The following is a 22,629-nucleotide window of genomic DNA, read 5'->3' as shown; positions in this document are numbered from 1 at the left end:
TTTGCTTACACCAAGATCATTTCACCCGAACTTGGTTTACCGCAAGCCTTCAGGCAGGACTGCCCTGACCGCCCTTGGCCCCGCGACCGCGGCCTCCACGTCCACGGGAGCCACCGCTGCGGCCACCCCGACCGGAGGACTACCCGGTGGCCTGCTCGCCGCTTTCGCCGCGTCGCTTCGCACTGCGCCCGCCTTTCCCCGCGCTCCCGCTGCGCCCACCGCGCACTCCCCCGCTGCGACCTCCCCGGCCGCCCTGACCACCCTTGGCCCCACGACCGGACCGACCGCGCCCCGCTTCGCCGTGACCGTGGCCCGGCCGCCCGGTGGAGGCCCGCCCACTGGGGCTTCCGCCCTTGATGGCCACGCCCTCGGGCATGTCCTCCAGCGCGACAGCCTCAGCGACCTGCCCCACGAGGGAGGCCACGGCGTCGTCGTCGGGCCGGATGCGCTCGATGTCGGCACGGATCCGTGCCTTCTTGAGCAGGACCTGCACATCGTGCTTCTGCTCGGGCAGGACCAGGGTGATGACGCTCCCGGCGGCCCCGGCGCGCGCGGTGCGGCCCGAGCGGTGCAGGTAGGCCTTGTGCTCGGCGGGCGGGTCGACGTGGACCACGAGCTCAACGCCGGAGACGTCGATGCCCCGGGCGGCGATGTCGGTGGCGACCATGACGTGCACCTGCCCGGTGGAGAAGGCCCGCATGGCGCGCTCGCGCGCGTTCTGACTCATGTTGCCCTGCAGCTCGACGGCCGGAATCCCGGCCTGGACGAGCTTGCGGGCCAGGCGCCGGGCGAGGTGCTTGGTCCGGGTGAACAGGATGCGCTGCCCCTGTCCGGAGGCCAGGCGCCGCACGATGCCGTCCTTGGCGGTCTTGTCCGCGACCATCCACACGCGGTGGGTCATGGCGTCCACGGGCGAGGTCGAGGGGTCCACGGAGTGCTGCAGCGGGTCGTGGAGGAACTCCTTGACCAGGGTGTCCACGCCGTTGTCCAGGGTGGCGGAGAACAGCAGGCGCTGGCCGCGCTGCGGGGTGGCGCGCAGGATACGGCGAACATTGGGCAGAAAGCCGAGGTCGGCCATGTGGTCGGCCTCGTCCAGGACGGTGATCTCGACCTCGTCGAGGCTGACGAGCCCCTGCCCCATGAGGTCCAGGAGCCGGCCGGGGCAGGCGACGACGACGTCGACCCCCGCCTTGAGGGCCTTCTCCTGGGGCTTGGCGGAGACTCCGCCGAAGATGGTGGTCACGTCCATATCGACGACGCGAGCCAGGGGCTCGATGACTTCGGCGATCTGGAGGGCGAGTTCACGGGTGGGGGCCAGGACCAGGCCGATGGGGTGGCCGGGGCGGGCCTTGTCCTGCTGCGCCAGACGCTGGACCAGCGGCAGGCTGAAGGCCAGGGTCTTTCCCGAGCCGGTGCGGCCGCGGCCGAGCACGTCGCGCCCGGCGAGGGTGTCGGGCAGGGTGGCGGCCTGGATGGGGAAGGGCGCGGTGAAGCCGCGGGCGTCGAGGTCGGCGGCGAGGTCTGAGTCCACGCCGAGATCGGCGAAGGTGGCCTCATCCGCGGCCGGGGTCTTCCCGGAGGCGAAGCGGCGTGAGGCGGAGGTGCGGTGTGCGGTCACGAGGATCCTGTCGTTTGGGACCGCGAGCACGCCGGCGCGTGTCGCTGGCAGCGTGCGCGTCGGTGCGTGAGGTGCCGGCGTACGCGGCTCGACGGCGCGGGGCGTCAGGTGAGTCGACGCGCGCCGGGACCGGGGCACCAGCCAGGTCGGGCAGCGCCCGGACCAGAGAGCCATCCTGCCGGAGATCCCACAATGTGTCACTACGGGCGACTATTCACTGCGCAGGCACTCGATGCGGCGGCCCACGAAACGCTGTGACCAGCGGTTTTACGGCACGCCCCGGAAACGACGGCCGCAGAACCGAAGGAATAGTCGCCATTCGTGACACCTGAGACCCCAGATCCACCCCCGACGGCCACACATTGAAGCCGGCTACCTGCCCAGGCGGCGTTCCCGGCTGGCGAAGTCGCGCAGCGCCCGCAGGAAGTCCACGCGCCGGAAGGCCGGCCAGTTGACCTCGCAGAAGTAGTACTCGGAGTGCACCGACTGCCACAGCAGGAACCCGGAGAGCCGCTGCTCGCCCGAGGTGCGGATGACCAGGTCGGGGTCGGGCTGCCCCTTGGTGTAGAGGTGCTCGGTGATGTCCTCCTCGCTGAGTGAGGCGGCCACCTCCTCCAGGCTCGCCCCGGCGGCGGCCCGCTCGCGCAGCAGCTCACGCACGGCATCGGCGATCTCCTGACGACCCCCGTAGCCGACGGCGATGTTGACCTGCATGCGCCGGTCCTCGGCCTCAGCGGTCTCGACGGCCCCGTCCGCCGACCCGCCTGCCCCAGAGGCCTCCGCGCTCGACGGCCGGGAGCGGACGACGGCGGCGCGCAGGCGCTCAGCCAGCGGCTCGGGCAAGAGGTCGACGGCACCCACGAGGCGCAGGCTCCAGCGGCCGGTCTCGGCGAGCTCGTCAACGGCGTGGGCGATGATGTCCAGCAGGGGCGAGAGCTCGGCCGGGTCGCGGGAGAGGTTGTCGGTGCTCAGCAGCCACAGGGTGACGACCTGGACCCCCATCTGTTCGGCCCACCCGAGGAACTCCTCGATCTTGTCCGCGCCGCGCTTGTGGCCCTGCGCGGCCCCGAAGCCCATGGACTTGGCCCAGCGGCGGTTGCCGTCGAGGATGACACCCACGTGGTGGGGCACCGTGGCCGGGTCGATGCGCGCAGCCAGCCGGCGCTCGTAGATGTCGTAGAGGAGGTTGTCGCCTGCCATGCCGTATTCCTCGGGGCTCCTCGGTGGGGTTGCTGGGGGACGGGGCCCGACGGCTCGGGGCCGCCTCCAACGCTATCGCGCAAGGCCCCTCCTGCGCTGGACGAGCCGGTTAACAGCCGGGTCAAATCCGGCCATCAGGTTCGCCCAGGGTTGCCGGGGCACAAAGGAGGCGTGCCAGGCGGCCGGGCCGCACCGGCTCTGGCGACGGCGGCCCCGGAACCTCCCGACGCACCCCACCATGCCTGCCGTGTCACATCGCCACCCGGACTCCTACCACCGAAACCTACGCTCACGTAACCTACGGAGTCGTAAGGTTCAGCATCGACCCGTTCCCACCCCACACCACCCAGAAGGACACTCACGCCCATGTCACCGACATCGCCCTCGACGTCGCAGGCCCCGCGCCGCTCCACGTCCATGAGCGCCAAGGGCGTCATCGCCTCCGTCAAGCCCAGGCTGCGCGGATGGATCCACGCCGGTACCGCACCGCTGGCCCTGGCGGCCTGCATCGTACTGACGGTGCTGGCGCCGGGAGCGGGCCTGAAGTGGGCCTGCGCCGTCTACCTGACGTGCTCGCTGCTGCTGTTCGCCAACTCCGGCGTCTACCACATCGGCACCGGGCACTGGCCCACGAAGGTCGCGGCCACGCTGCGGCGGATCGACCACGCGAACATCTACCTGCTCATCGCCGGCACCTACACGCCCCTGTCGGCGGCTCTGCTGCCGACGCGCACGGCCGCCCTGGTCCTGGGCATCGTGTGGGCGGGCGCCGCGATCGGCACGGCCACGAACCTGCTGTGGATGCACGCCCCGCGCTGGTTCACCACCGCCCTCTACATCATTCTGGGCTGGGTGGCGATCTGGTTCCTGCCGCAGTTCTGGCGGGCGGGCGGCCCAGCGATCGTGTGGCTGCTGGTGGCCGGCGGCGTGACCTACACGCTGGGCGCCGTCGTCTACGCCCGCAAGACTCCCGACCCCTCGCCGCGCTGGTTCGGCTTCCACGAGATCTTCCACGTGTGCACCGTGGCCGCGTGGGCCTGCCAGTGCGTGGCCTGCTTCCTGGCGGTTCTGCGCTAGCGGGGACGGACGGCCGGCCGGGACGGCCGAGAGGCGGCCACGGAGGCTGCTGGGCCCGGTGGGCGGCCCGCCACGCCGTCGAGCCGACTGCTATGTCCACCCCCTCCCCCAACCCCTGCGACGACGTCGATCAGGCGGACCGGCACGGATTCGCCCACCCCGCCGCCCAACCCCAGCCCCGGAGTATTCCAGTATCTTTCGCCAACCGCACAGCATTCCCTCAGGCTGCGGCGTAGACTCGCGCTTCAAACCCGGTCGGCCCCGCGAGGAGCCGCCGGGTGTCGTCGTCGCAAGGTGGCCCGACCGGCTGCCGAGCGACCATCACCAGTCATCCAAGGAGGACCCATGTCCGAGCAGTCACAGGGCACCTGGCTCACCCAGGAGGCCTACGACCGGCTGGCCGCCGAGCTTGAGCACCGCAAGACGACCGAGCGCAAGGAGATCGCCCAGCGCGTGGAGGCGGCCCGCCAGGAGGGTGACCTGCGGGAGAACGCCGGCTACCACGCCGCCCGCGAGGAGGCGGGGCTCAACGAGGCGCGCATCATCCAGCTCGAGGAGACCCTGGAGAACGCCCAGATCGGCGAGGCGGCCGACGACGGCTCGGTCTCGGCCGGCACCATCGTCACGGCGAAGGTGGCCGGCAAGGAGCAGGTCTTCGCCCTGGGCGGCCAGGAGATCACCGAGGACGTGCCCGACGGCGTCAAGGTCTTCTCCCCCGACGCCCCGCTGGGGCAGGCCCTCATGGGGCACCGCGCGGGCGACACCGTCTCCTATGAGGCCCCCAACGGCCGGAAGATCCAGGCCGAGATCGTCAAGGTCGAGCGGGTCTGACCCTCTTTTCCGCCCACCCCTTTCCACCGAGCCGGGCATTCTTCGCGCAGCCCCACCGAATTTCCGTTGGGCGCCGCGAGAAGTGCCCGGCTCAGATTCTATGGACACCCAAGAAAACAACCAACCCTCGAGATGACGCAAGGAGAGTTCTGTGGGTTATGCAATGTATTTCTACAGATTCAGCGACGGACGCAGCATCGGGGGCGACAAGCGGGGGTTGTCGGACTTTCTTGAGCGCCGAGGACTAAGCCTTCAGCGCAGCACACACTCCAGCGACACCACACACCTGACGAACGCAGACGGTTCGGTACTGTTATTCGACGACGGCTACCCACGAGATCTCATCCTCTCCGACCCCTCCATTCACGACTCGGAGCTGAGCGCTTTCATTGCACACGCCCATCTCAGCGATGACGAGTGCGAACTGCTCTACGACTTGTGCGTCTCAACGAACTTCCTCCTCGTTCACGTGGACGTCCCCCTACTATTCGTCATCCCGGGCGGGAATCACCGGATCGACCAACTGCCGCAAGAGGTGAGGGATGATGCAGACCGAGGTGAGATTGAGATTGTTGTGGCCAACAGTTGGCAGGAAATGCAAGCCGCATTAAAGTACGAGTATACGCGTATCCCGCAGATACGAGGAATCCAACCACGGACGGGACGTATCCACCCATGGGCTTCTCTCTTTATCTGTACAAGATCGACGGAGACCGACTCGTCGATCCGGATCGCGACGGCGTGCAGGAGTTCTTGCAACGGCGTCGAATGCACATGAAGGTCTTCCCGCCCTCCAGCGCAGACCGGTCATCATCCGCAACGCTGCTCAACGAGGACGGCTCCGACATCAATGTCGATGGGCTCCAGGACTTCCACTTCTCCAATGTGCTCGAGGAGGATGAGGCGATGACGGCCGGGACCGGGCATGCCCACCTCACCTCCGGTGAGTGCGACTTCATCTTTGATCTGTGCATCTCGGCGGGCTTCATGATCGTCAACCCTCAAGGATGCCCCAGTTTCGTCGTCCCGCGTGGGAACCACACGGCCGAGAATCTGCGAGTCATCACGCAAGACATGAGCGCGGAGGATCAGGAGCAGGACATCATCGGCGTCAACAGCGGCGAGGAGCTTCAGGCGCTGCTCACCGGTGGGTTCCAGAGCTTCCTCAACTGGCGCGAGAGGGCCTTCACCCAGCTCGAGCTGAACAGCTCCGGGTCGGAGCCCTCACCGAGCACCTGACCGACACCCGCACCTGTCCCTCCGCCCAGACCGTTCCTCGCGGTCAGTGAAGCGCGGGCGGGAATAGGGGTCGGCCGCAGTACGGTGTCCTCATGTTCAACGCCCTTCGTCACTCGCTCAGCGGATCGGCGCCGGCCGGCCGCGAGACGCCGGTCCTGCCCACCCCCGGAGACCACCCGGTGCTGGAGACGCCCCTGGACGGGCCGTGGCCCGAGGGCAGTCGGGTCATCTACCTGGCGGCCGGCTGCTTCTGGGGGGTGGAGCGGATCCTGTGGCGCCAGGACGGCGTCGTCTCGACGTCGGTTGGCTACATGGGCGGTCAGACACCCAATCCCACGTACCAGGAGGTGTGCACCGGGGCGACCGGTCACGCTGAGACGGTGCGCGTCGTCTACAACCCAACGGTCTGCGGCGAGGGCGGGGAGACCCTGCTGCGGACTTTCTGGGAGAACCACGACTCCACGCACCTGAACCGCCACGGCAACGACGTCGGCACCCAGTACCGCTCGGCGGTGTGGACGACGACGCCGGCCCAGCGCGAGGCGGCTGTGCGGATACGTGAGGCCTTCCAGGGCGAGCTGACCCGCCTGGGCCTGGGAACCTGCGTCACCACCATCGAAGAGGCCGTGGACGCGCCGGCTCAGTTCGGCGGCCCCTACTACCTGGCTGAGGACTATCACCAGGCCTACCTGCACAAAAACCCCAGCGGCTACTGCAACCACGGCCCCAACGGGGTGACCTGCCCGGTCGGCATCACGGACCTGCCCGCCCAGACCGACATCCTGGCCCCCGACGACGCCCCGGCCTGAGGACATCACCCCAGCCATTGACGGGTCAATCACCAGCGTTCTCACACGTTGTCTTGAGATGCTGTCCCCCGGCCGCCGGCCAGCACTCCCAGCTGCGAGCGCCCGCGACTTCCTGACCTGTTTCCCTGCGCACCACAGGAGGCTCAACCCCTATGAGCAGCCAGCAGACTCGCACCCCGTCGGACCGGTCTCCGGCGGGGGCGGAGCCGGAGACCCACTGGTCTGAGGACACAGACTTCCAGTGGCGCGCCGCGACCGAGCTGCTCATCGCCATGGGGGTCCCGCGCTCCACCGCCCGCCTCACCGGCGACCTGCGCACCTCCGTCGCGCACTTGGAGGAGGTCGACGCGCACCTGCCCCGCGACGGCAAGCCCCTGCCGGAAGCTGACCGTCTCACTCGCAACAACGCCGTCGACGACGTTGCCCGCGCCATCCTGCCGCTGGCGCACGCCACCCTGGAACGGATCCGGGCCGAGGAGCTGCGCACCGAGGTCGTCGGCGTCGACTACGACGCCCTGTGCGACGCCGTCGAGCAGCTCGAGGCCACCTACCGCGCCGGCTGGTGGCGCGCGGCTGAGAGAGAGGGCGCCGACTTCTTCCTGCGCGAGGTCGAGGCCCTCAACCGTCTCAACGTTCCGGCGGTGCGTGCCAACTGGCGTGACGCCGGCAAGATCGCGGGCATCCTGCGCAAGATGCCAGTCTCCACGCTGCGGCGCGTGGCTCGCACGAGCAATCCCATGGCGCTGCGGCTCATGGTGCTGTTCAATCTCCAGGCCGGCTACCGCGACGGCAGCTTCGACAAGACCATCTCCATCCCCCGTCTCATCCACACCCGCACCAGCGAGTACCGCGCCGAGTACCGAGCCGGCTCAGCCGCTTAGCGCGAACCGCGCAGCCGCACAGCCCCCACCAGCCCCCGCCGACCCACTCACTTCGACCGAATCTTCAGAATCGACGCGGCTCCGGGTCGATTCTGAAGATTCGGTCGAAGTGAGTGAGGGAGTAGGGAGGAGGGGGCTCACCAGCGTCGGCCAGTGGGCCTGACCCCGGCAGCGGCCAGCCGCCGCAGCATCTGCGCCCCGGCATCGCCCCAGGCCTGCGCCCATGTCCAGCGGGCCACCGTCAGGCCCGAGGCCCGCAGCGCGTCCTCCCGGAGCTTCTCACGCCACACGACATCCTCCGGGTCCTGCCCGAAGGAGGCCGACCGGTACTTGACCCGACCGTCGAACTCCCCGGCCACCCCATGATCCGGCCAGTAGAAGTCCAGGATGTAGAGCTCCGACCCGACCCGCACACTCACCTGCAGCTCCGGCTGGGGAAGCCGGTGCTCCCACATGCGCACGCGGGAGATCGACTCGCCCGGCGACTCGGAGCGGCCGTCGGCCAGGCGCACAGCCTGCCGAGCACGAGGGCCGCCACCTGCCGTCTCGGGCAGACGCTCCAGCGCCTCTTGCAGTCCCTCCGCAGAGCACAACCCGTTGTTCAGGGCCGCATCCATGGCGGCGACTCCCGCCATGAGGCCGTTCCACCGAGCCAGGTCAATAAGCGCGTCCGGCAGCGCGACCGCGAGATGCCCGCCCACTCTGACGACCTCAGTGCCGGGGCGCCGGACATGGCGCCTCAGCAAGGAGGTCCGCACCCGGCCGGGGTGCCCGTCCACGACCTCCACCCGGCGCAGGACCGTCCCCACCAGTGGCAGCCCGTAGGCGGCGACGGCGGAGGCGCCCGCCAGCACCAGCTCGTCACCGTACTTCCGGTGCGCCGCCTCGAGCAGCAGCTCGTAGCGCTCCATCCATGCAGCCTCCTGCCAGGCCGCGCGGGGCGCGTAGACGCCGGCGGCGACGCGCAGCCAGTCGTGGCTGAGGTCCGGGCGTGCGCACGCGGCGCAGTCGAGACCGATCTCGTTCCACATCAGCGGGCGCAGGGCCCCGCCGTCGGACAGGGGCGGGGAGGAGATTGCGGTAGTCATCCCCCCATGCTGCCCGCAACGCCCCGGCTCTCACTCAGCGCGCTCACCGTCCTGTGGAAACGGGGCGCCGACGACGCCGTTGTGGAGACCGGGATCGCCGATCACTTCGACCGAATCTTCATAAACGACGCGGCTCCGGGTCGATTTTGAAGTTTTGGTCGAAGTGTGCGCGGAGGGAGGCCAGCTCGAGCTTGCGGTAGCGGCTGACGGCCGCGGCGACGTCGACCATGCGGGGGCGCACGAGGAAGGCGGGCCGCTCGCGCTCGTCGGTCAGGGCGTCTAGGCCCTCCTCATCGAGCAGGGCCTCCAGGTCGTCCAGGCACTCGCGCAGCGGGGAGACCCCGTCGAAGCGCTGCTCCAGCAGGGCGCGCAGCGCGTAGGCGATGGCCTCGGCCTGCCCCGGATCGGTGACGCCGCCGACGTCGGAGATGTCGATGTCCTCCCGGTCAAGGACCAGGGTGGAGGTGCCGTGGGCGCGGGTGCGCACCGGCCCCCGGCGGGTGCGCGGCGGGGCGGGCTCGGGGACGCGCTGCCGGGGCGCGGCGAAGTCCTCCAGGCCGGTCAGGGGCCGGGGCTGGTCGGCCACGACCCGGCGGGCCTGCTCGGTGACGTCGCGCAGGTGGTAGGCGTCCATGAGCAGGACCCGGTCGGCCACGTCCAGGTAGTCCCCGGAGCCGCCCATGACCATGACCGTGGAGACGCCCCTCCTGCGGAACAGCGCGGTGATGCGGTCCACCAGGGGCGTGATGGGCTCGCGCTCGGCGGCCACCAGCTCGCGCATGCGCGAGTCGCGGATGAGCAGGTTCGTGGCGGAGGTGTCCTCGTCCAGCAGCAGCGTCGTGGCGCCGGCCTCGACGGCCTCGATGATGGAGGCGGCCTGGGAGGTGGATCCCGAGGCGTTGCGGGTGGTGAAGGAGGCGGTGTCGCGCCCGGCCGGCAGGTGGGAGATGAAGGGGGTCAGGTCGACGCCGGTCACGGCGCGCCCGTCGGCGGCCCGCACCTTGACGGCGTCGGGGACCGTGGCGACGAGCTCGCGCCCGTCCCCGGGCACGTGCGGGTAGACACCGCGCTCGATGGCGCTCAACAGCGTGGACTTGCCGTGGTAGCCACCTCCGACGATGACATTGACGCCCGCCTCGACGACAGTGCCGCGCACTGTCCCGGCGTGCGGGAGCTCCACCGTGGCGGCCATGGACTCGGGAGCCTGGAGGGGAACACCGCCGTCCAGGGGATCGTCACTCACCCCGGAGCGGCGCGGCAGGACGGAGCCGTCGGCGAGGAAGGCCACCCAGCCGTTGCGGGCCACCGTCGCGGTCAGGGCCCGGTGGTCCTCAAGGGTGGCGACGTGGCGCACGAGCCGGTCGCCCCGCTCGCCGGTGAGGTCCATGGCCTCCTCCAGCTCGCGCACGAGGTCGCGCCCCACGATCCGGGAGGCCTCGTGGCCCTGGATGGAGCGGCCCTGGGCGGGCAGGGCCAGGCGGGCGCGGACCTCCAGCACCCAACCGGTCCCCTCCTTCTTCTCCTCGGGGCGCAGGATGATGCTGGAGCGCTGGAGGATCTCCTGTCCCGGGGAGGCGATGGACAGCGCCGTGCCGCGGAAGCCCGCGTGCAGCTCGCGGGTGAGGAAGTCGCCCACGGCCAGGCGCCGGTCTGCGTCGGCCAGCAGGTCGGCCTCGTCGAGCAGCTCCAGGCCGTGCAGGTCGGTGGGCACATCCACGTGTATGCGCGTGGGCGGGGCGTAGGGGTCGGACTGGACGCGGTCAATGTGCAGGAACCAGCCGGCGGGCGCCCGGTAGCGTCCGACGATCGCCTTGTAGGCGGCGTAGGAGCGTCCGTCGAGGGCGTGGAGGTGGCCGACGAGGTCGGCCAGGAGGCCGTCTCGGGGCTCGTCGTCGTAGACGCGGCGCGAGCGGCCGCGCTCGCCATCCCGGTAGCCACGGTCACCGCCACGGCCGCCTCCCGAGCCTCCTCGGTAACCCGAGCCGCTCCGATAGCCACGGTCACCTCGATAGCCGCGGTCGCCACCAGAGCCTCCTCGGTCACCGCGCTCGCCGTATCCGCCCCTGTCGTCCCGGCGGGAACCGCCTCGCTCGCTGCGCTCAGTCATGGGGAAACCCTACCCACCCGCCATACCGCTCCCACCAGCCCCGGCACGAACGACGTCGCCGCCGGAGCACCCGCAGGTACCGCCGACGGCGACGTGATGGACTGGTGTCCTCCGGCTCAGCCGAACGACCGAGCTCGACGTCCTCAGCGCAGGGAGGCCAGGGCGTCGGAGTGGGCGACGACGTCGCGCACCATGGCCGGCACCTCGGCGTCGTGGAAGGCGGCCGGCGAGAAGGCGCCGTCGGCGAAGTCGGTGTTGAGCGACAGGAACACGTTGGAGGCCACAACGGTGGCGCCCATGCCCTGGAGAATCTGCTGGAGGTGGCTGACGGCGCGGATGCCGACGCTGTAGGAGTAGCCGACCACGCCCACGCCCTTGTTGGCCACAGCGCCGGGCTGGAGGAAGTCGATGGCGTTCTTCAGCGCGCCGGGGATGGAGAAGTTGTACTCGGGGGTGACGAAGATCAGCGCATCGAAGGACTTCAGGGCCTCATCGAAGGCGGCGCCGGCCGGGTCGCTGGGGACGGCCATGCGCGGGGGGATCTCCTCGGCGAACAGGGGCAGGTTGAAGGAGGCGATGTCGACGATCTCAGCCTCAACGCCCTCGATCTTGTTGGCCTGGTCGACCACCCACTGAGCGATGGAGCCACCCACGCGGTTGGGGCGAACGGAACCGACGACGACGGCAAGACGGGTCATGCTTTTTCTCCTGGTCGGGATGAGCCGGGTCGGGTTCGGCGTCAGGCGAAGACTCCTTTGGCGCACCCGGCCGCGACAATTGATTTAGCAATAACCTTATGGGAGTTCCAACAGAAAGAGCGACCCCTTATTGCATGATGCCTGCCACAACGCACGCACACTCGCCCCCGCCTTTCCGGTTAGGACGCCGGGAGCCGCGAATTTGTCCCGGATTATCGCGCCAGGAAGAAACGGAAGGCGGGGTCGGCGGTCTCCTCGTTGTAGGAGTAGCCGAGGCGGTCCATGTGCTCGGTCAGCTCGACGTCGTCGGGCCCGGCCGCGAAGGCGCACAGGATGCGGCCGTAGTCGGCGCCGTCGGTGCGGTAGTGGAACAGGGTGATGTTCCAGCGGGTCCCCAGGACCTCCAGGAAGTGGGCCAGCGCCCCGGGCGACTCGGGGAAGAGGAAGGAGAAGAGGCGCTCGGGCACTCCCAGGGTGGCGCGCCCGCCGATCATGGAGCGCACGTGGACCTTGGCGAGCTCGTCGTCAGTGAGGTCGATGACGTCGTAGCCGGCCTCCTCCAGGTCCGCCACGATCTCGGCGCGCTCCTGGCGCCGGGCGATACGCACGCCCACGAAGATGCGGGCGGGGTCGGTCTCGGTGCGGGCCGCGGAGAGGCGGTAGTTGAACTCGGTGACCGAGCGGGCCCCCAGGACCGAGGCGAAGCGCAGGAAGGAGCCCTGCTCCTCGGGGATGGTGACCCCGAGGATGGCCTCGCGCTGCTCACCGATCTCGCTGCGCTCGGAGATGTAGCGCAGCTGGTGGAAGTTGAGGTTGGCGCCGGACAGGATGAAGGCGAGGCGCTCGCCGGACAGGTGGTGCTCGGCGACGTAGCGCTTGAGCCCCGCCAGGGCCAGGGCGCCGGAGGGCTCGGAGATGGCGCGCACGTCGTCGAAGATGTCACGCACGGCGGCGGAGGTCTCGTCGGAGGAGACGGTGACGACGTCGTCAAGCAGGGCCCGGCACATGCGGAAGGTCTCCTCGCCGATGCGGCGCACGGCCACCCCTTCAGCGAACAGGCCCACGTGGTGCAGGGTGATGGGCTCCCCGCCCAGCAGGGCGGCCTTGAGGCAGGCCGACTCCTCGTGCTCGACGCCGATGACCTTGATCCCGGGCATGAGCTGCTTGATGAGGACGGCGACACCGGCCGCCAGCCCGCCGCCGCCCACGGGCACGAAGACGCGGTCGAGATGGGCGTCCTGCTGGATGAGCTCCAGACCGATGGTGCCCTGACCGGCAATGACGCGGGGGTCGTCGAAGGGGGCGATGTAGGACAGGCCCTCGGCCTCGGCCAGGCGGGTGGCCTCAGCCTTGGCCGCGTCGAAGTTGTCCCCGTGGAGGCGGACCTCGCCGCCCAGGGCGCGAACGGCGTCAACCTTGATCTGAGGGGTGACGGTGGGCATGACGATGATGGCGCTCATCCCCAGCAGGGCGGCGGAGCGAGCCACGCCCTGGGCGTGGTTGCCGGCCGAGGCGGTGACGACGCCGCGCTCGCGCTCGGCCGGGCTCAGGGAGCGCATGGCGTTGTAGGCGCCGCGGATCTTGAAAGAGTGGACGGTCTGGAGGTCCTCGCGCTTGACCTCGACGGTGTTGCCCAGGCGGGCCGACAGGGCCGGCATCTCCTGCAGGGGCGTGTGCTCGGCCGCCTCGTAGACGGGGGCCTTGAGGATCTCCCGCAGGTAGCGGGCGCTGTCCCAGGCCGGAGTTCCGTTGCTGCTGACGCTGTCGAGCTCATTCACGAGTGACAGCGTAACGGGCCAGGCGCCGATCACGATGAAGGGCTCCGAATGTCCAAAACGGATACAAAGGAGCCTGCGGCTCGATCAGGTGGCTGATAGAACCTTGGAATCATGCGGTTCTTGTCTGACGCCTTGGCCCTGTTTCGGGTCTTTGTTTCCGTTTTGGACATTTTCAGGCTGATCGTCTCACGATCCGGCTCGGCGAAGCCGTGAGGCCAGCTTGCTCAGCACGCCGGCGCACCCGAGGTGCCAAGACTCCGCCGATGCACAACTGGACGCAGGGCCGGAAGGAGGCTTTCACCAGCACAGGCGGCCAACACCTCCCATACCTGCCTATAGCTGGAAACATTCATACCTATGTGAGTCCGCAGAGCGAGCAGGTCATCAGTGCACCGGAGCCGGCGGGAATAATTCGGCTGGACCGCAAGGTTGGTATGCACACCCTACGGAAAGGAGCCGCCATGTCGCTCCAGCTCTTCGAGCTCGTCCCCACCACCCCGTCGCGCGAGGCCGCCGAGGCCCTCATCGCGCAGGTCTCCCAGGCCGTTGAGGCCGCCGGCGCCTCCGTCCTGGAGTCGCAGGTCACCGCCAGTCACGAGCGCATCTTCACCATCGTCGAGCTCGGCTCCGACGACGTCGCCGGCCTGACCCAGGCCGTCCGGTCCGCTGCGGCCGACGCCGAGGTCACCGGCCCCGACGAGGTCCGCCTCGTGGGCGCCGAGCTGGAGGACGTGCGCGCCCTGGCCCGCAAGGCCGACTACCTCGTGGAGTGGGACATCCCCGAGGAGATCTCCATGGAGACCTACCTGGCCCGCAAGAAGGCCAACTCCCCCAAGTACGCCCAGGTGCCGGAGGTGAGCTTCCTGCGCACCTACGTACGTGAGGACACGGTCAAGTGCCTGTGCTTCTACGACGCCCCCGATGAGGAGGCCGTGGTGCGCGCCCGCGAGGCCGTCTCCACCCCGATCGACCGCCTCCACGCCCTGGAGGGCTGAGGTTCCGGTCCGCTGATGAGGCGGGCGCCAACCCATCGCGCGGTTGGCGCCCGCCTTGTTGTCTGTGCCCGACGGCGTAGCTCCTCGCGCCCGGCCTGGGCCCGGCCGGAGCCGGGCCGCTGCCACAAGACCTCAGCGGCCCCAGCGGTCTCCGCGGTCTCAGCGTCGCATGCTGCGGGAGGCGGCGACGGACGTGATCGACAGGACCACGAGGGCGGCGGCGGGCGTGGCCACGGCCCAGGGGGCCCGTTCGATGTAGGGCAGCGCGTCGGACAGGACCAGCCCCCACTCCGGTGCGGGGCTCTGGGCGCCCAGGCCGAGGAATCCCAGGGCGGCCAGAGCCAGGGCCTTGCCGGGCAGTCTCAGGGCCGCGTGGCGCGCCAGGGGGCCGACGACGGCGGGCAGGACCCGGGTCAGGGTGATCCGCACACGCCCCTCCCCCAGGACCGGAGCGAGCAGGACGTCGGGGCGCTGCCGGTTCTCGGCGATGAGCCCGGCGGCGTGGGAGGCCAGGGGTGCCCAGCCGACGCCGGCCACGGCGATGGCGGCTCCCGTGGCGCTGGGCCCGGAGACGCCGGCGACGATGAGGCCGGCCAGGATCGGCGGGGCGGCGTTGGCCACCTCGATGAACCCCGTGGCCGCCCGCGGCGCCAGCCCCACCAGGATGGCGATGACGAAGCAGACCACCGTGACGATGACAGCTCCGCTCACCGTGGACACAGCCCCGTGAGCCACCCGTGCCAGCACGTCGCGCCCGAGCGAGTCGGCGCCCAGTGGGAGGGCGGCACTGGGCTGTGCGAGCTTGTCCGCGACGACGGCGTAGGGGTCGCGCCGAATCCCGACGGCCATCATGAGGGCCAGCAGGGCGGCACCGCTGACGGCGATGACGCGGGCAGCCCGCCCCGAGTGCTCCACCGGGGGCGGTGCCGTGAGTCCGCCCGCCCCAGCGGCCCGCCCCATGAGGAGGCGTCGGACCGCTCCGGCGATAACACCGGCGGCCAGCGCCAGGGCGAGCAGCAGCAGGATCTGGGCCTGGAGCGCCGGCACGTCCTGGGCGGAGGCGGCGTCCAGGAGCTCGCGCCCCAGCCCGGGGATGGCGAAGATCTTCTCCACGGCAACCGCGCCGCCGGTCAGGGCGACGACGACGAGCGCCACCTGCCCGGTCAGTGGCGCCAGGGCCCGCCGCAGGACGGCTCCGGCCAGGGTCCGGCCGCGGATGCCGGCGGTGGACCAGGTGGCCACCCAGCGTTCGGAGAAGGTGGCGGTGACGGCGTCGGAGACGAGTCCGCCGAGGTAGCCGCCGGTGGGCAGGCCCAGGCTGAGGGCCGGCATGATGACCTTCTCGGGGCTGCCCCACCCGAAGGGCGGCAGGATCCTGAGGTAGACGGCCAGGACGAGCATGAGGATCGGGGCCAGGAGGTACTCGGGCAGGGAGATGAGGACCGCGGAGGCGGCGCCGCCGCGAGGCCGGGGGCGCCCTCGCAGCCCGTCGCGCAGGGCGGGCAGGACCAGCGCGGCGGCCACGACGACCCCGACGCCGAGCGCGGCGGCCATGAGGCTCAGGGAGACCCCGAAGGCGTCCACGGCGTCCGGGCCGACGTCGGCTCCCGAGACCCAGGAGCGGCCCAGGTCGCCGCGGGCCACTCCGGCCAGCCAGTGCCCGATGACGTGGAGGGGGCCGCCGTCGATCCCGATGCTCTTGCGGATGGAGTCCAGGATCTCCGGTGTGGGCTCCCGGTCGGAGGAGGTGGCACGCAGGATCGTCAGGGCCGGGTCCTTGCCCGAGAGCCAGGGCAGCATGCCCACCAGGCCCACGAGGCAGGCCAGGGCGAGCAGGCGCGAGATGCCGGTGACAAGGTCACCCGTGCGCAAGCGCCCGGCGAGCCGAGAGAGCACGCCGCTCACTTCTTCACGGTCGTGGCCGAGGTGATGAGGGCGCGCTCGCCCGGGTCGCGCTGGGCGCCGGTGACCCCGGCGGCCTCGCCCTGGATGACGCGCTCGTGGGCCAGCGGGATGGCGGCGCCGGAGGCGAGGATGGCCTGCTCGGCGGCCATGATGGCCTTGTGGCGCTCGTCGCCGGGCTGCGTGGCGGCGGCCTTGGAGATGGCGGCGTCGACCTTCTCGTCGTGCAGGCCGCTCATGGAGTAGGAGCCGGAGGAGGAGAAGTCGGCGGTCATGTAGGCGACGGCGTCGCCGGAATCCAGGACGGTGGAGCGCGACACAAGGACGGCGTGGAACTTGCCGGCCAGGGCCTCGGACTCGATCTGGTTGTACTCGCGCACGTCCTGGGTGACCTTGAAGCCGGCGGCCTCGAGCTGCTGGGCCAGGAGGGGGACCATCTCTCCGAGCTCGGGGCGGTCGGTGTAGGAGGCCAGGGTGATGGCGGTGCCGGCGGGGACGGTCCCCGCGGCGGTGGCGCCGGGGACCTTGCCGGTGGCGGCCGCGCCCGAGGCTCCGGGGTAGGTCTCCTTCTTCCAGGCGCGCAGCTCGGCGGCCCACGGCACGGCCGGTCCCAGGAGCCCGACAGGAGAGTCGGCGTGACCCTCGAAGACGGTCTTGATGAGGGCGGCGGGGTCGACGGCATTGCGGGCGGCGGCGCGCAGGGCGGGGTCGGCGAAGGGGCCGGAGCGGGTGTTGAGGTAGAGGGTGGAGGTGCGCGGGGTGGCTACCTCGTGGAGAAGGTTCTTGTCGATGTTGCCGACCTGGGCGACGGGGACGGCTTCGACGATGTCAGCGGTGTCGGTGCGCAGGGCGTTGGCGCGGGCGGCGCCGTCGGGAACGTAGGTGACGTCGATGCCGGGGGCGGTGGCCTTCGTGCCCCAGTACTTGTCGTTGCGTTCCAGGGTGGCGCCGGAGGAGCCGTTGGCCTGCTTGAGGATGAAGGCGCCGGTGCCGTGGCCAACGGGGTCGATGGCGCCGTCGGCGGAGCCGGGGTAGGCGGCCGGGGACAGGATGACGAGCTGGGGGCTGGACAGGCGCTGCGGCATGAGGGGGTCGGGCGCCGCGGTGGTCAGGAGGAGGTCCTTGCCGTCGGCCTTCGCGGTGAGCTTGACTCCGTCCAGGACGCGTGGCGGCTTGGCGGCGGTGGCGGCGAAGGTGAGGGCGGCGGCCGCGTTCTCGGCACTCAGGGCGGCGCCGTCGTGGAAGGTGACGCCCTCGCGCAGGGTGAGGCGCCAGGTGGTCTCGCCCTCGCGCTTCCAGGAGGTGGCGAGCAGCTCCTGGGCGTCGCCGTCGGCGTTGAGCGTGGTGAGGCTCTCGGCGCAGGACCAGCGGACGAGCTTGGAGCCGTCGTTGGTGAGCGGGTTGAGCTTGCTCTCAGGGGCGTGGAACATGGCCAGGCGGATACGGCCGTCACCCGAGGAGCTGCGCGAGCAGGAGGCGATGGCGGCGGCGCCGGCTCCGACGCCGAGGGCGGCGAGGACCTGGCGGCGGGTGACGGCGGGGGTGGGCATGGACATGGATGCTCCTTCGGGCCTGTGTCGGGGTGTCAGCGGTCGGGGTGTCAGCGGTCGGGAGTTCGTCAGTCGGTGGCGGTCGGCAGGGTGGGCACGGCGTCGCGCAGGGCGCGGGTGGCCGTGTGCGTGGGCTTAGTGAGGAGGCGGCGCATGGGGGCGTCCTCGACGATGGAGCCCTCGTCCATGACCAGGGCCCGCTGGCAGACGCGGGCGACGGCGGCCAGGTCGTGCGACACCACCAGCAGGGCTGGGGCGGGCACGGCGCCGGAACCAGCTGGGGCGGGCTCCGGCTCGCCACTCGCGCCGGACTTGGCGGGGGGCTCCTGCTCATCGCTGGTGGCGGCGTCGGGGTCGGCCTCGATGGCGGCGAGCAGGTCGAGGGTCTGGCGGCGCAGGGCGGGGTCGAGCCCGGAGACCGGCTCGTCGAGCAGGAGGTAGCGCGGGGACAGGGCCAGGGCCCGGGCGATGGAGACCCGCTGCGCCTGGCCGCCGGAGATCTCGTGGGGCCGGCTCTCCCATATCTTGCGGCGAATCTCGAGGCTCTCCAGCACCCGCCGGGCCCGACTGGTGGCCTCCTCACGGTCGCGCACCACCCCCAGGGTGCGCAGCGGGGTGGCCACCTGCGCCAGCACTGAGCGGCGCGGGTGGAGGGTGGCGGCGGCGTCCTGGGGGACGTACTGCACCGCCCGCCGGAAGGCCCGCAGCGCTCGGACTCCACCTCGGCGCACGGGGCGGCCGTCAAGCAGGATCTCGCCGGCGTCCTCAGGGCCCGGGGAGTCGAGCAGCAGCAGGGCACGCAGCAGCGTCGTCTTGCCGCATCCTGAGCGTCCGATGAGGGCCACGTTCTCCCCCGGCTCCAGGCTCAGGTCCACGCCGCGCAGCACCTCTCGCCGCTCGCCGCCCGCCCCCGGGTGGGAGCGCCTCAGTCCACGGGTCTCAAGCCCGCTCATGCCGCGGCTCCCGCTGCGGCCAGGGCCCCGTCGATGGTCTCCTCGGCGCCGGCCTCGCACATGGCGGCCGTGACCGGGTGCTCGGGGCGGGTCAGGACGGAGCGGGTCTGCCCCGATTCGATGATGACGCCGTCATGGAGGACGGCGATGTTCTCGCAGATGGCGGCGGCGGGCAGGTCGTGGGTGATGAGGAGCAGGGCGGGAGCCTGGGGCAGGCTGGTCAGAGAACTCAGGAGCCCGAGGATCTCGGCGCGGGCGACGACGTCGAGGGCGGTGGTGGGCTCGTCGGCAATGATGAGGGCGGGTTCGGCGGCCAGGGCCAGGGCCAGGCTGACGCGCTGGCGCTGGCCTCCGGAGAGGCGCCCGGGGACGCGGTCGGCGAAGGACTCGTCGAGCCCGACGGCGTAGAGGTAGTCGGTGGCGCGCTGGCGGGCCTCGTCCCGGCTGCGTCCGGCGGCCTGGGAGGCCAGCGCGATTTGGCGGCCGACCGCGATGAGCGGGTGCAGGGCGGTGGAGTGGTCCTGTGGGACCAGGGCGATGCGGCTGCCCCGGGGGCGGCGGGCGGCGGGCAGCCCGAGCAGGTTGACGCCGCCGGCCTCGCCTCCCGCTGGGGAGCTCACGCTCGGGTCGCTGCCTGTGTCGGCGTCGTCGGGCTCAACGGTCAGGGAGCCGGCGACCTCCAGGGAGGCCGGGAGGGTACCCGCGAGCGCGGCGCAGGTGAGGGACTTGCCCGCCCCGGAGGCGCCGACCAGGGCGGTCCGGCTGGCGGGCTCCAGGCGGAGGGCGACGCCGTTGACCAGCGTCGTGCTGCCGGATCGCACCACCAACGATCTGAGAACGATTGTCACACGCAAACCCTAGGTGCAAGTGACAACGATTTTCAAATATGCAGTTGGTCAACCCTGGCCGCCCCTGACGGCCCCTGCGGGCTATTTGATCCCGAGGCGCTTGAGGTCGCGCACGGCGCCCAGGTCGGCACTGGTGGCGAGCATCGCGTAGGCGCGCAGCGCTGCAGAGACCTTACGGGGGCGGTCCACGTGCGGGGTCCAGGCGGCCTCACCGCGGGCCTCCTCCTCGGCGCGGCGGCGCTCGATCTCCTCCTCGCTCAGGCGCACGGAGATGGCGCGGCGCGGGATGTCGATGTCGATGATGTCGCCGCTGCGCACCAGGCCGATGAGTCCGCCGGCCGCGGCCTCCGGGGAGACGTGGCCGATGCTCAGCCCGGAGGTGCCCCCGGAGAAGCGCCCGTCGGTGAGCAGGGCGCACTCCTTGCCCAGGTGCATGGACTTGATGTAGGTGGTCGGGTAGAGCATCTCCTGCATGCCGGGGCCGCCGCGCGGCCCCTCGTGGCTGATGATGACGACGTCGCCGGAGGTCACCTGCTTGCCGAGGATCCCGGCGACGGCGTCCTCCTGGGACTCGAAGACGACGGCGGGCCCGGAGAAGGTCAGGATCGACTCGTCCACGCCGGCGGTCTTGACGATGCAGCCCTTCTCGGCGATGTTGCCGAAGAGGACGGCCAGGCCGCCGTCGGCGGAGTAGGCGTGCTCGATGTCGCGGATGCAGCCGGCGGCGCGGTCGGTGTCGAGGGACTCCCAGCGGGAGGCCTGGGAGAACATCTCGGTGGTGCGCACGCCGGCGGGGGCGGCGAGGTAACCGGTGCGGATCTCCTCGCTGACCTGGGAGCCGGGAACGCCGTCGGGGCCGGGGCGGGCGATGTCGTAGGCGGCGAGCTCCTCACCCAGGGTGGTGCCCAGGACGTTGGGGGTGGTGGTCTCCAGCAGTCCGCCGCGGTCAAGCTCGCCGAGGATGCCGATGATGCCGCCGGCGCGGTGGACGTCCTCGATGTGGTAGAGGTTCGTCGAGGGCGCGACCTTGGCCAGGTGGGGGACCTTGCGTGAGAGGCGGTCGATGTCGGCCATGGTGAAGTCGACCTCGGCCTCCTGGGCGGCGGCCAGCAGGTGCAGGACGGTGTTGGTGGAGCCGCCCATGGCGATGTCCAGGCTCATGGCGTTCTCGAAGGCGGCCTTGGTGGCGATGGAGCGTGGCAGGACGGAGGCGTCGTCGTGCTCGTAGTAGGCCCGGGTGATCTCGACGATCTGGTGGCCGACGCGCTTGAAGAGCTCGCCGCGGTCGGCGTGGGTGGCCAGCAGGGTGCCGTTCATGGGCAGGGCCAGGCCGAGGGCCTCGGTGAGGCAGTTCATGGAGTTGGCGGTGAACATGCCCGAGCAGGAGCCGCAGGTGGGGCAGGCCAGGCGCTCGATGGCGCTGATGGTCTCGTCGGTCACGGTGGGGTCGGCGGCGTCCATCATGGCGTCGATGAGGTCGAGCTTGCGGGTGGTGCCGTCGGCCGCGGTCATCTTGCCCGACTCCATGGGGCCGCCAGAGATGAAGATGGCCGGGATGTTGAGGCGCATGGCCGCCATGAGCATGCCCGGGGTGATCTTGTCGCAGTTGGAGATGCACACGAGGGCGTCGGCGCAGTGGGCGCTGACCATGTACTCCACGGAGTCGGCGATGAGGTCGCGGCTGGGCAGGGAGTAGAGCATGCCGTCGTGGCCCATGGCGATGCCGTCGTCGACGGCGATCGTGTTGAACTCCTTGGCCAGGCCCCCGGCGGCCTCGATCTCGGTGGCCACGAGGCGCCCGACGTCGCGCAGGCCCACGTGCCCGGGGACGAACTGGGTGAAGGAGTTCGCGATGGCGATGATCGGTTTGCCGAAGTCGGAGTCCTTGACGCCGGTGGCGCGCCACAGTGCACGGGCGCCCGCCATGTTGCGGCCGTGGGTGGAGGTGGCGCTGCGGTACTGCGGCATGAGCGATTCCTTCTCGGGCAGACGGACTGGAACGGCGTCGCAAGGAGCCGGCCTCAGGGGGTGGCCAGCGCTTCACGACGCCGTGTTGCCATAGCGTAGCCCTCGTTGGCTTCGGGCGCCGCTTCGCTTCCTGTCCCTGAGACGCGCTGAGACGCTCCAAGGCCGCCCAGGCGCGGTCGCGGGCCGTCGTCCCGCTCCCCCAGGGGGCCGCCCTCACCGCCGCGATTTGCGGAACGCCGGGCTTGCGTCACCGGCCGCGGTGACGGCGCTTGGCCCGCTGACGACGGCGCGCCCAGTCCTCGTCCGCCTTCTGGCGACGGCGCCTGCTCCGGTCACGGCAGGCACGGGTCGCGGTCTCCTCACGGGCAGCGGCCAGGGCGGCCTGCGCAGCGGTGGACGGACGCACCCGGGCAGCCTCCTTGGCGGCCTGCCGGGCGGCGCGCTTGGGGTTGGGGCGAGAGGCCGACGACGAGTCCACCGGCCTGGACGCCGGTACCGGAGGACAAGCAGCGGCTCGGTCGATGAGCGCCCCGCCGTGAGTCAGGAGGAAGTCGTAGAGCTCGACGTCGCTGGGCTCGGCCCCGAAGACGTGCCGCACCGCCCGCACCGTGCCGCCTTGGTCATTCGCCTCGGCCCCACGACGACGTTCGTGGAGCTCAAGAGCACCGACCCAGAAGCGGCCGTCGAAGAAGAGGGTGAACTGGGCTGAGATGTTGGCGGGGACGTCGGTCTGGTTGTCTGAGGCGGGCGTGTTCGGCATGGAGGCTCCTGCGGGTGCGAGTGATCGCACCCGGTGCAGCAGGAGTCCCCGTGACGGCCGATGACCGGCCCCCGAGGTGACGAACGCCTGGTTGTCGCTCGCCCATGCCAAGATCGGCGGGGCGGATCCGGGGTCTGCGGCCCCGTCGGCGTCATCCGGACTTCCTCCGGACCGTGCAGTTCGTGCTACCGGGTGTGGCGCGAGCGCGCCGCCCTCAGGCTAGCGCAGTGAACGCCGCCCCGGGGGCACCGTATGCAGACGCGCGTTCGCACGGCAGGGCTCCAGATCGTAGCTTGGGGTGCTGTGCTGGCTCCTCACTTGTGAGAC

At 70.8% G+C, this 22,629-nt stretch carries 19 protein-coding genes; 7 read left to right on the top strand and 12 right to left on the bottom strand.

Annotation, left to right across the window (positions count from 1 at the left end; genetic code table 11):
- Positions 1–139: 139 nt before the first annotated feature.
- Positions 140–1,618, bottom strand: a complete 1,479-nt coding sequence (locus AB7V09_RS07015; RefSeq protein ID WP_419143330.1) for a DEAD/DEAH box helicase — start codon at positions 1,616–1,618, stop codon at positions 140–142.
- Positions 1,619–1,990: 372 nt separating this feature from the next.
- Positions 1,991–2,818: a polyprenyl diphosphate synthase gene (uppS, locus tag AB7V09_RS07010; protein WP_075414117.1), complete on the bottom strand. Its 828-nt coding sequence runs from the start codon at positions 2,816–2,818 to the stop codon at positions 1,991–1,993.
- 366 nt (positions 2,819–3,184) lie between these two features.
- Here uppS and trhA point away from each other — a divergent pair, with 366 nt between their 5' ends.
- The 6 genes from trhA (at position 3,185) to AB7V09_RS06980 (ending at position 7,655) form a co-directional block, all read left to right on the top strand.
- Complete coding sequence (gene trhA / locus AB7V09_RS07005; RefSeq protein ID WP_075414118.1) at positions 3,185–3,895, top strand: PAQR family membrane homeostasis protein TrhA; 711 nt, start codon at positions 3,185–3,187, stop codon at positions 3,893–3,895.
- A 345-nt stretch (positions 3,896–4,240) separates the two neighbouring features.
- On the top strand, positions 4,241–4,726 hold the full coding sequence (locus AB7V09_RS07000; RefSeq protein WP_003787454.1) for a GreA/GreB family elongation factor: 486 nt from the start codon (positions 4,241–4,243) through the stop codon (positions 4,724–4,726).
- A gap of 151 nt (positions 4,727–4,877) precedes the next feature.
- Positions 4,878–5,504: a hypothetical protein gene (locus tag AB7V09_RS06995; protein ID WP_419143329.1), complete on the top strand. Its 627-nt coding sequence runs from the start codon at positions 4,878–4,880 to the stop codon at positions 5,502–5,504.
- Positions 5,501–5,965, top strand: a complete 465-nt coding sequence (locus tag AB7V09_RS06990; RefSeq protein ID WP_419143328.1) for a hypothetical protein — start codon at positions 5,501–5,503, stop codon at positions 5,963–5,965. The genes AB7V09_RS06995 and AB7V09_RS06990 overlap by 4 nt, the downstream gene beginning before the upstream one ends.
- Positions 5,966–6,057: 92 nt before the next feature.
- The gene (gene msrA, locus AB7V09_RS06985; RefSeq protein ID WP_314920669.1) at positions 6,058–6,774 is read left to right on the top strand and encodes a peptide-methionine (S)-S-oxide reductase MsrA; all 717 of its coding nucleotides are present in this window, start codon (positions 6,058–6,060) and stop codon (positions 6,772–6,774) included.
- A gap of 152 nt (positions 6,775–6,926) precedes the next feature.
- Positions 6,927–7,655 (top strand): hypothetical protein, encoded by a 729-nt coding sequence (locus AB7V09_RS06980; protein ID WP_419143327.1) that lies wholly within the window; start codon positions 6,927–6,929, stop codon positions 7,653–7,655.
- 137 nt (positions 7,656–7,792) lie between these two features.
- Here the strand turns inward: AB7V09_RS06980 and AB7V09_RS06975 are convergent, their stop codons facing one another.
- The 4 genes from AB7V09_RS06975 to ilvA all read right to left on the bottom strand — a co-directional run bounded on the left by AB7V09_RS06975 (position 7,793) and on the right by ilvA (position 13,326).
- Positions 7,793–8,743: a hypothetical protein gene (locus AB7V09_RS06975; RefSeq protein WP_419143326.1), complete on the bottom strand. Its 951-nt coding sequence runs from the start codon at positions 8,741–8,743 to the stop codon at positions 7,793–7,795.
- Between the two features lie 118 nt (positions 8,744–8,861).
- Complete coding sequence (locus AB7V09_RS06970) at positions 8,862–10,850, bottom strand: P-loop domain-containing protein (RefSeq protein ID WP_419143325.1); 1,989 nt, start codon at positions 10,848–10,850, stop codon at positions 8,862–8,864.
- A gap of 143 nt (positions 10,851–10,993) precedes the next feature.
- Complete coding sequence (locus AB7V09_RS06965; RefSeq protein ID WP_010613908.1) at positions 10,994–11,548, bottom strand: NADPH-dependent FMN reductase; 555 nt, start codon at positions 11,546–11,548, stop codon at positions 10,994–10,996.
- 212 nt (positions 11,549–11,760) lie between these two features.
- A complete protein-coding gene (gene ilvA / locus AB7V09_RS06960; protein ID WP_419143324.1) occupies positions 11,761–13,326 on the bottom strand; it encodes a threonine ammonia-lyase, biosynthetic in 1,566 nt (521 codons plus the stop codon).
- 461 nt (positions 13,327–13,787) lie between these two features.
- Here ilvA and AB7V09_RS06955 point away from each other — a divergent pair, with 461 nt between their 5' ends.
- Complete coding sequence (locus tag AB7V09_RS06955) at positions 13,788–14,321, top strand: DUF4242 domain-containing protein (protein WP_419143323.1); 534 nt, start codon at positions 13,788–13,790, stop codon at positions 14,319–14,321.
- Between the two features lie 159 nt (positions 14,322–14,480).
- Here AB7V09_RS06955 and AB7V09_RS06950 read toward each other — a convergent pair whose 3' ends face one another.
- From AB7V09_RS06950 to AB7V09_RS06925, 6 genes are all read right to left on the bottom strand, one after another.
- Positions 14,481–16,217 carry an ABC transporter permease subunit gene (locus tag AB7V09_RS06950; RefSeq protein WP_419143322.1) on the bottom strand — a complete coding sequence of 579 codons (1,737 nt, stop codon included), beginning with the start codon at positions 16,215–16,217 and terminating at the stop codon, positions 14,481–14,483.
- Between the two features lie 5 nt (positions 16,218–16,222).
- On the bottom strand, positions 16,223–17,779 hold the full coding sequence (locus AB7V09_RS06945; RefSeq protein WP_419143321.1) for an ABC transporter substrate-binding protein: 1,557 nt from the start codon (positions 17,777–17,779) through the stop codon (positions 16,223–16,225).
- A 62-nt stretch (positions 17,780–17,841) separates the two neighbouring features.
- The gene (locus tag AB7V09_RS06940; protein ID WP_419143320.1) at positions 17,842–18,726 is read right to left on the bottom strand and encodes an ABC transporter ATP-binding protein; all 885 of its coding nucleotides are present in this window, start codon (positions 18,724–18,726) and stop codon (positions 17,842–17,844) included.
- Positions 18,723–19,574, bottom strand: a complete 852-nt coding sequence (locus AB7V09_RS06935; protein ID WP_419143319.1) for an ATP-binding cassette domain-containing protein — start codon at positions 19,572–19,574, stop codon at positions 18,723–18,725. Before AB7V09_RS06935 ends, AB7V09_RS06940 begins: the two co-directional genes overlap by 4 nt.
- A gap of 81 nt (positions 19,575–19,655) precedes the next feature.
- Positions 19,656–21,542, bottom strand: coding sequence for a dihydroxy-acid dehydratase (ilvD, locus tag AB7V09_RS06930; RefSeq protein ID WP_419143318.1), 1,887 nt, complete (start codon positions 21,540–21,542; stop codon positions 19,656–19,658).
- A gap of 247 nt (positions 21,543–21,789) precedes the next feature.
- Positions 21,790–22,302, bottom strand: a complete 513-nt coding sequence (locus AB7V09_RS06925) for a DUF2992 family protein (protein ID WP_419143317.1) — start codon at positions 22,300–22,302, stop codon at positions 21,790–21,792.
- Between the last annotated feature and the right edge of the window lie 327 nt (positions 22,303–22,629).

This window comes from Actinomyces sp. SKVG-SVH-4(1), from assembly GCF_048514265.1.
Lineage (GTDB): Bacteria > Actinomycetota > Actinomycetes > Actinomycetales > Actinomycetaceae > Actinomyces > Actinomyces oris.
The sequence above is the reverse complement of the archived record's forward strand: the minus strand, read 5'-3'. Positions and strand labels throughout refer to the sequence as shown.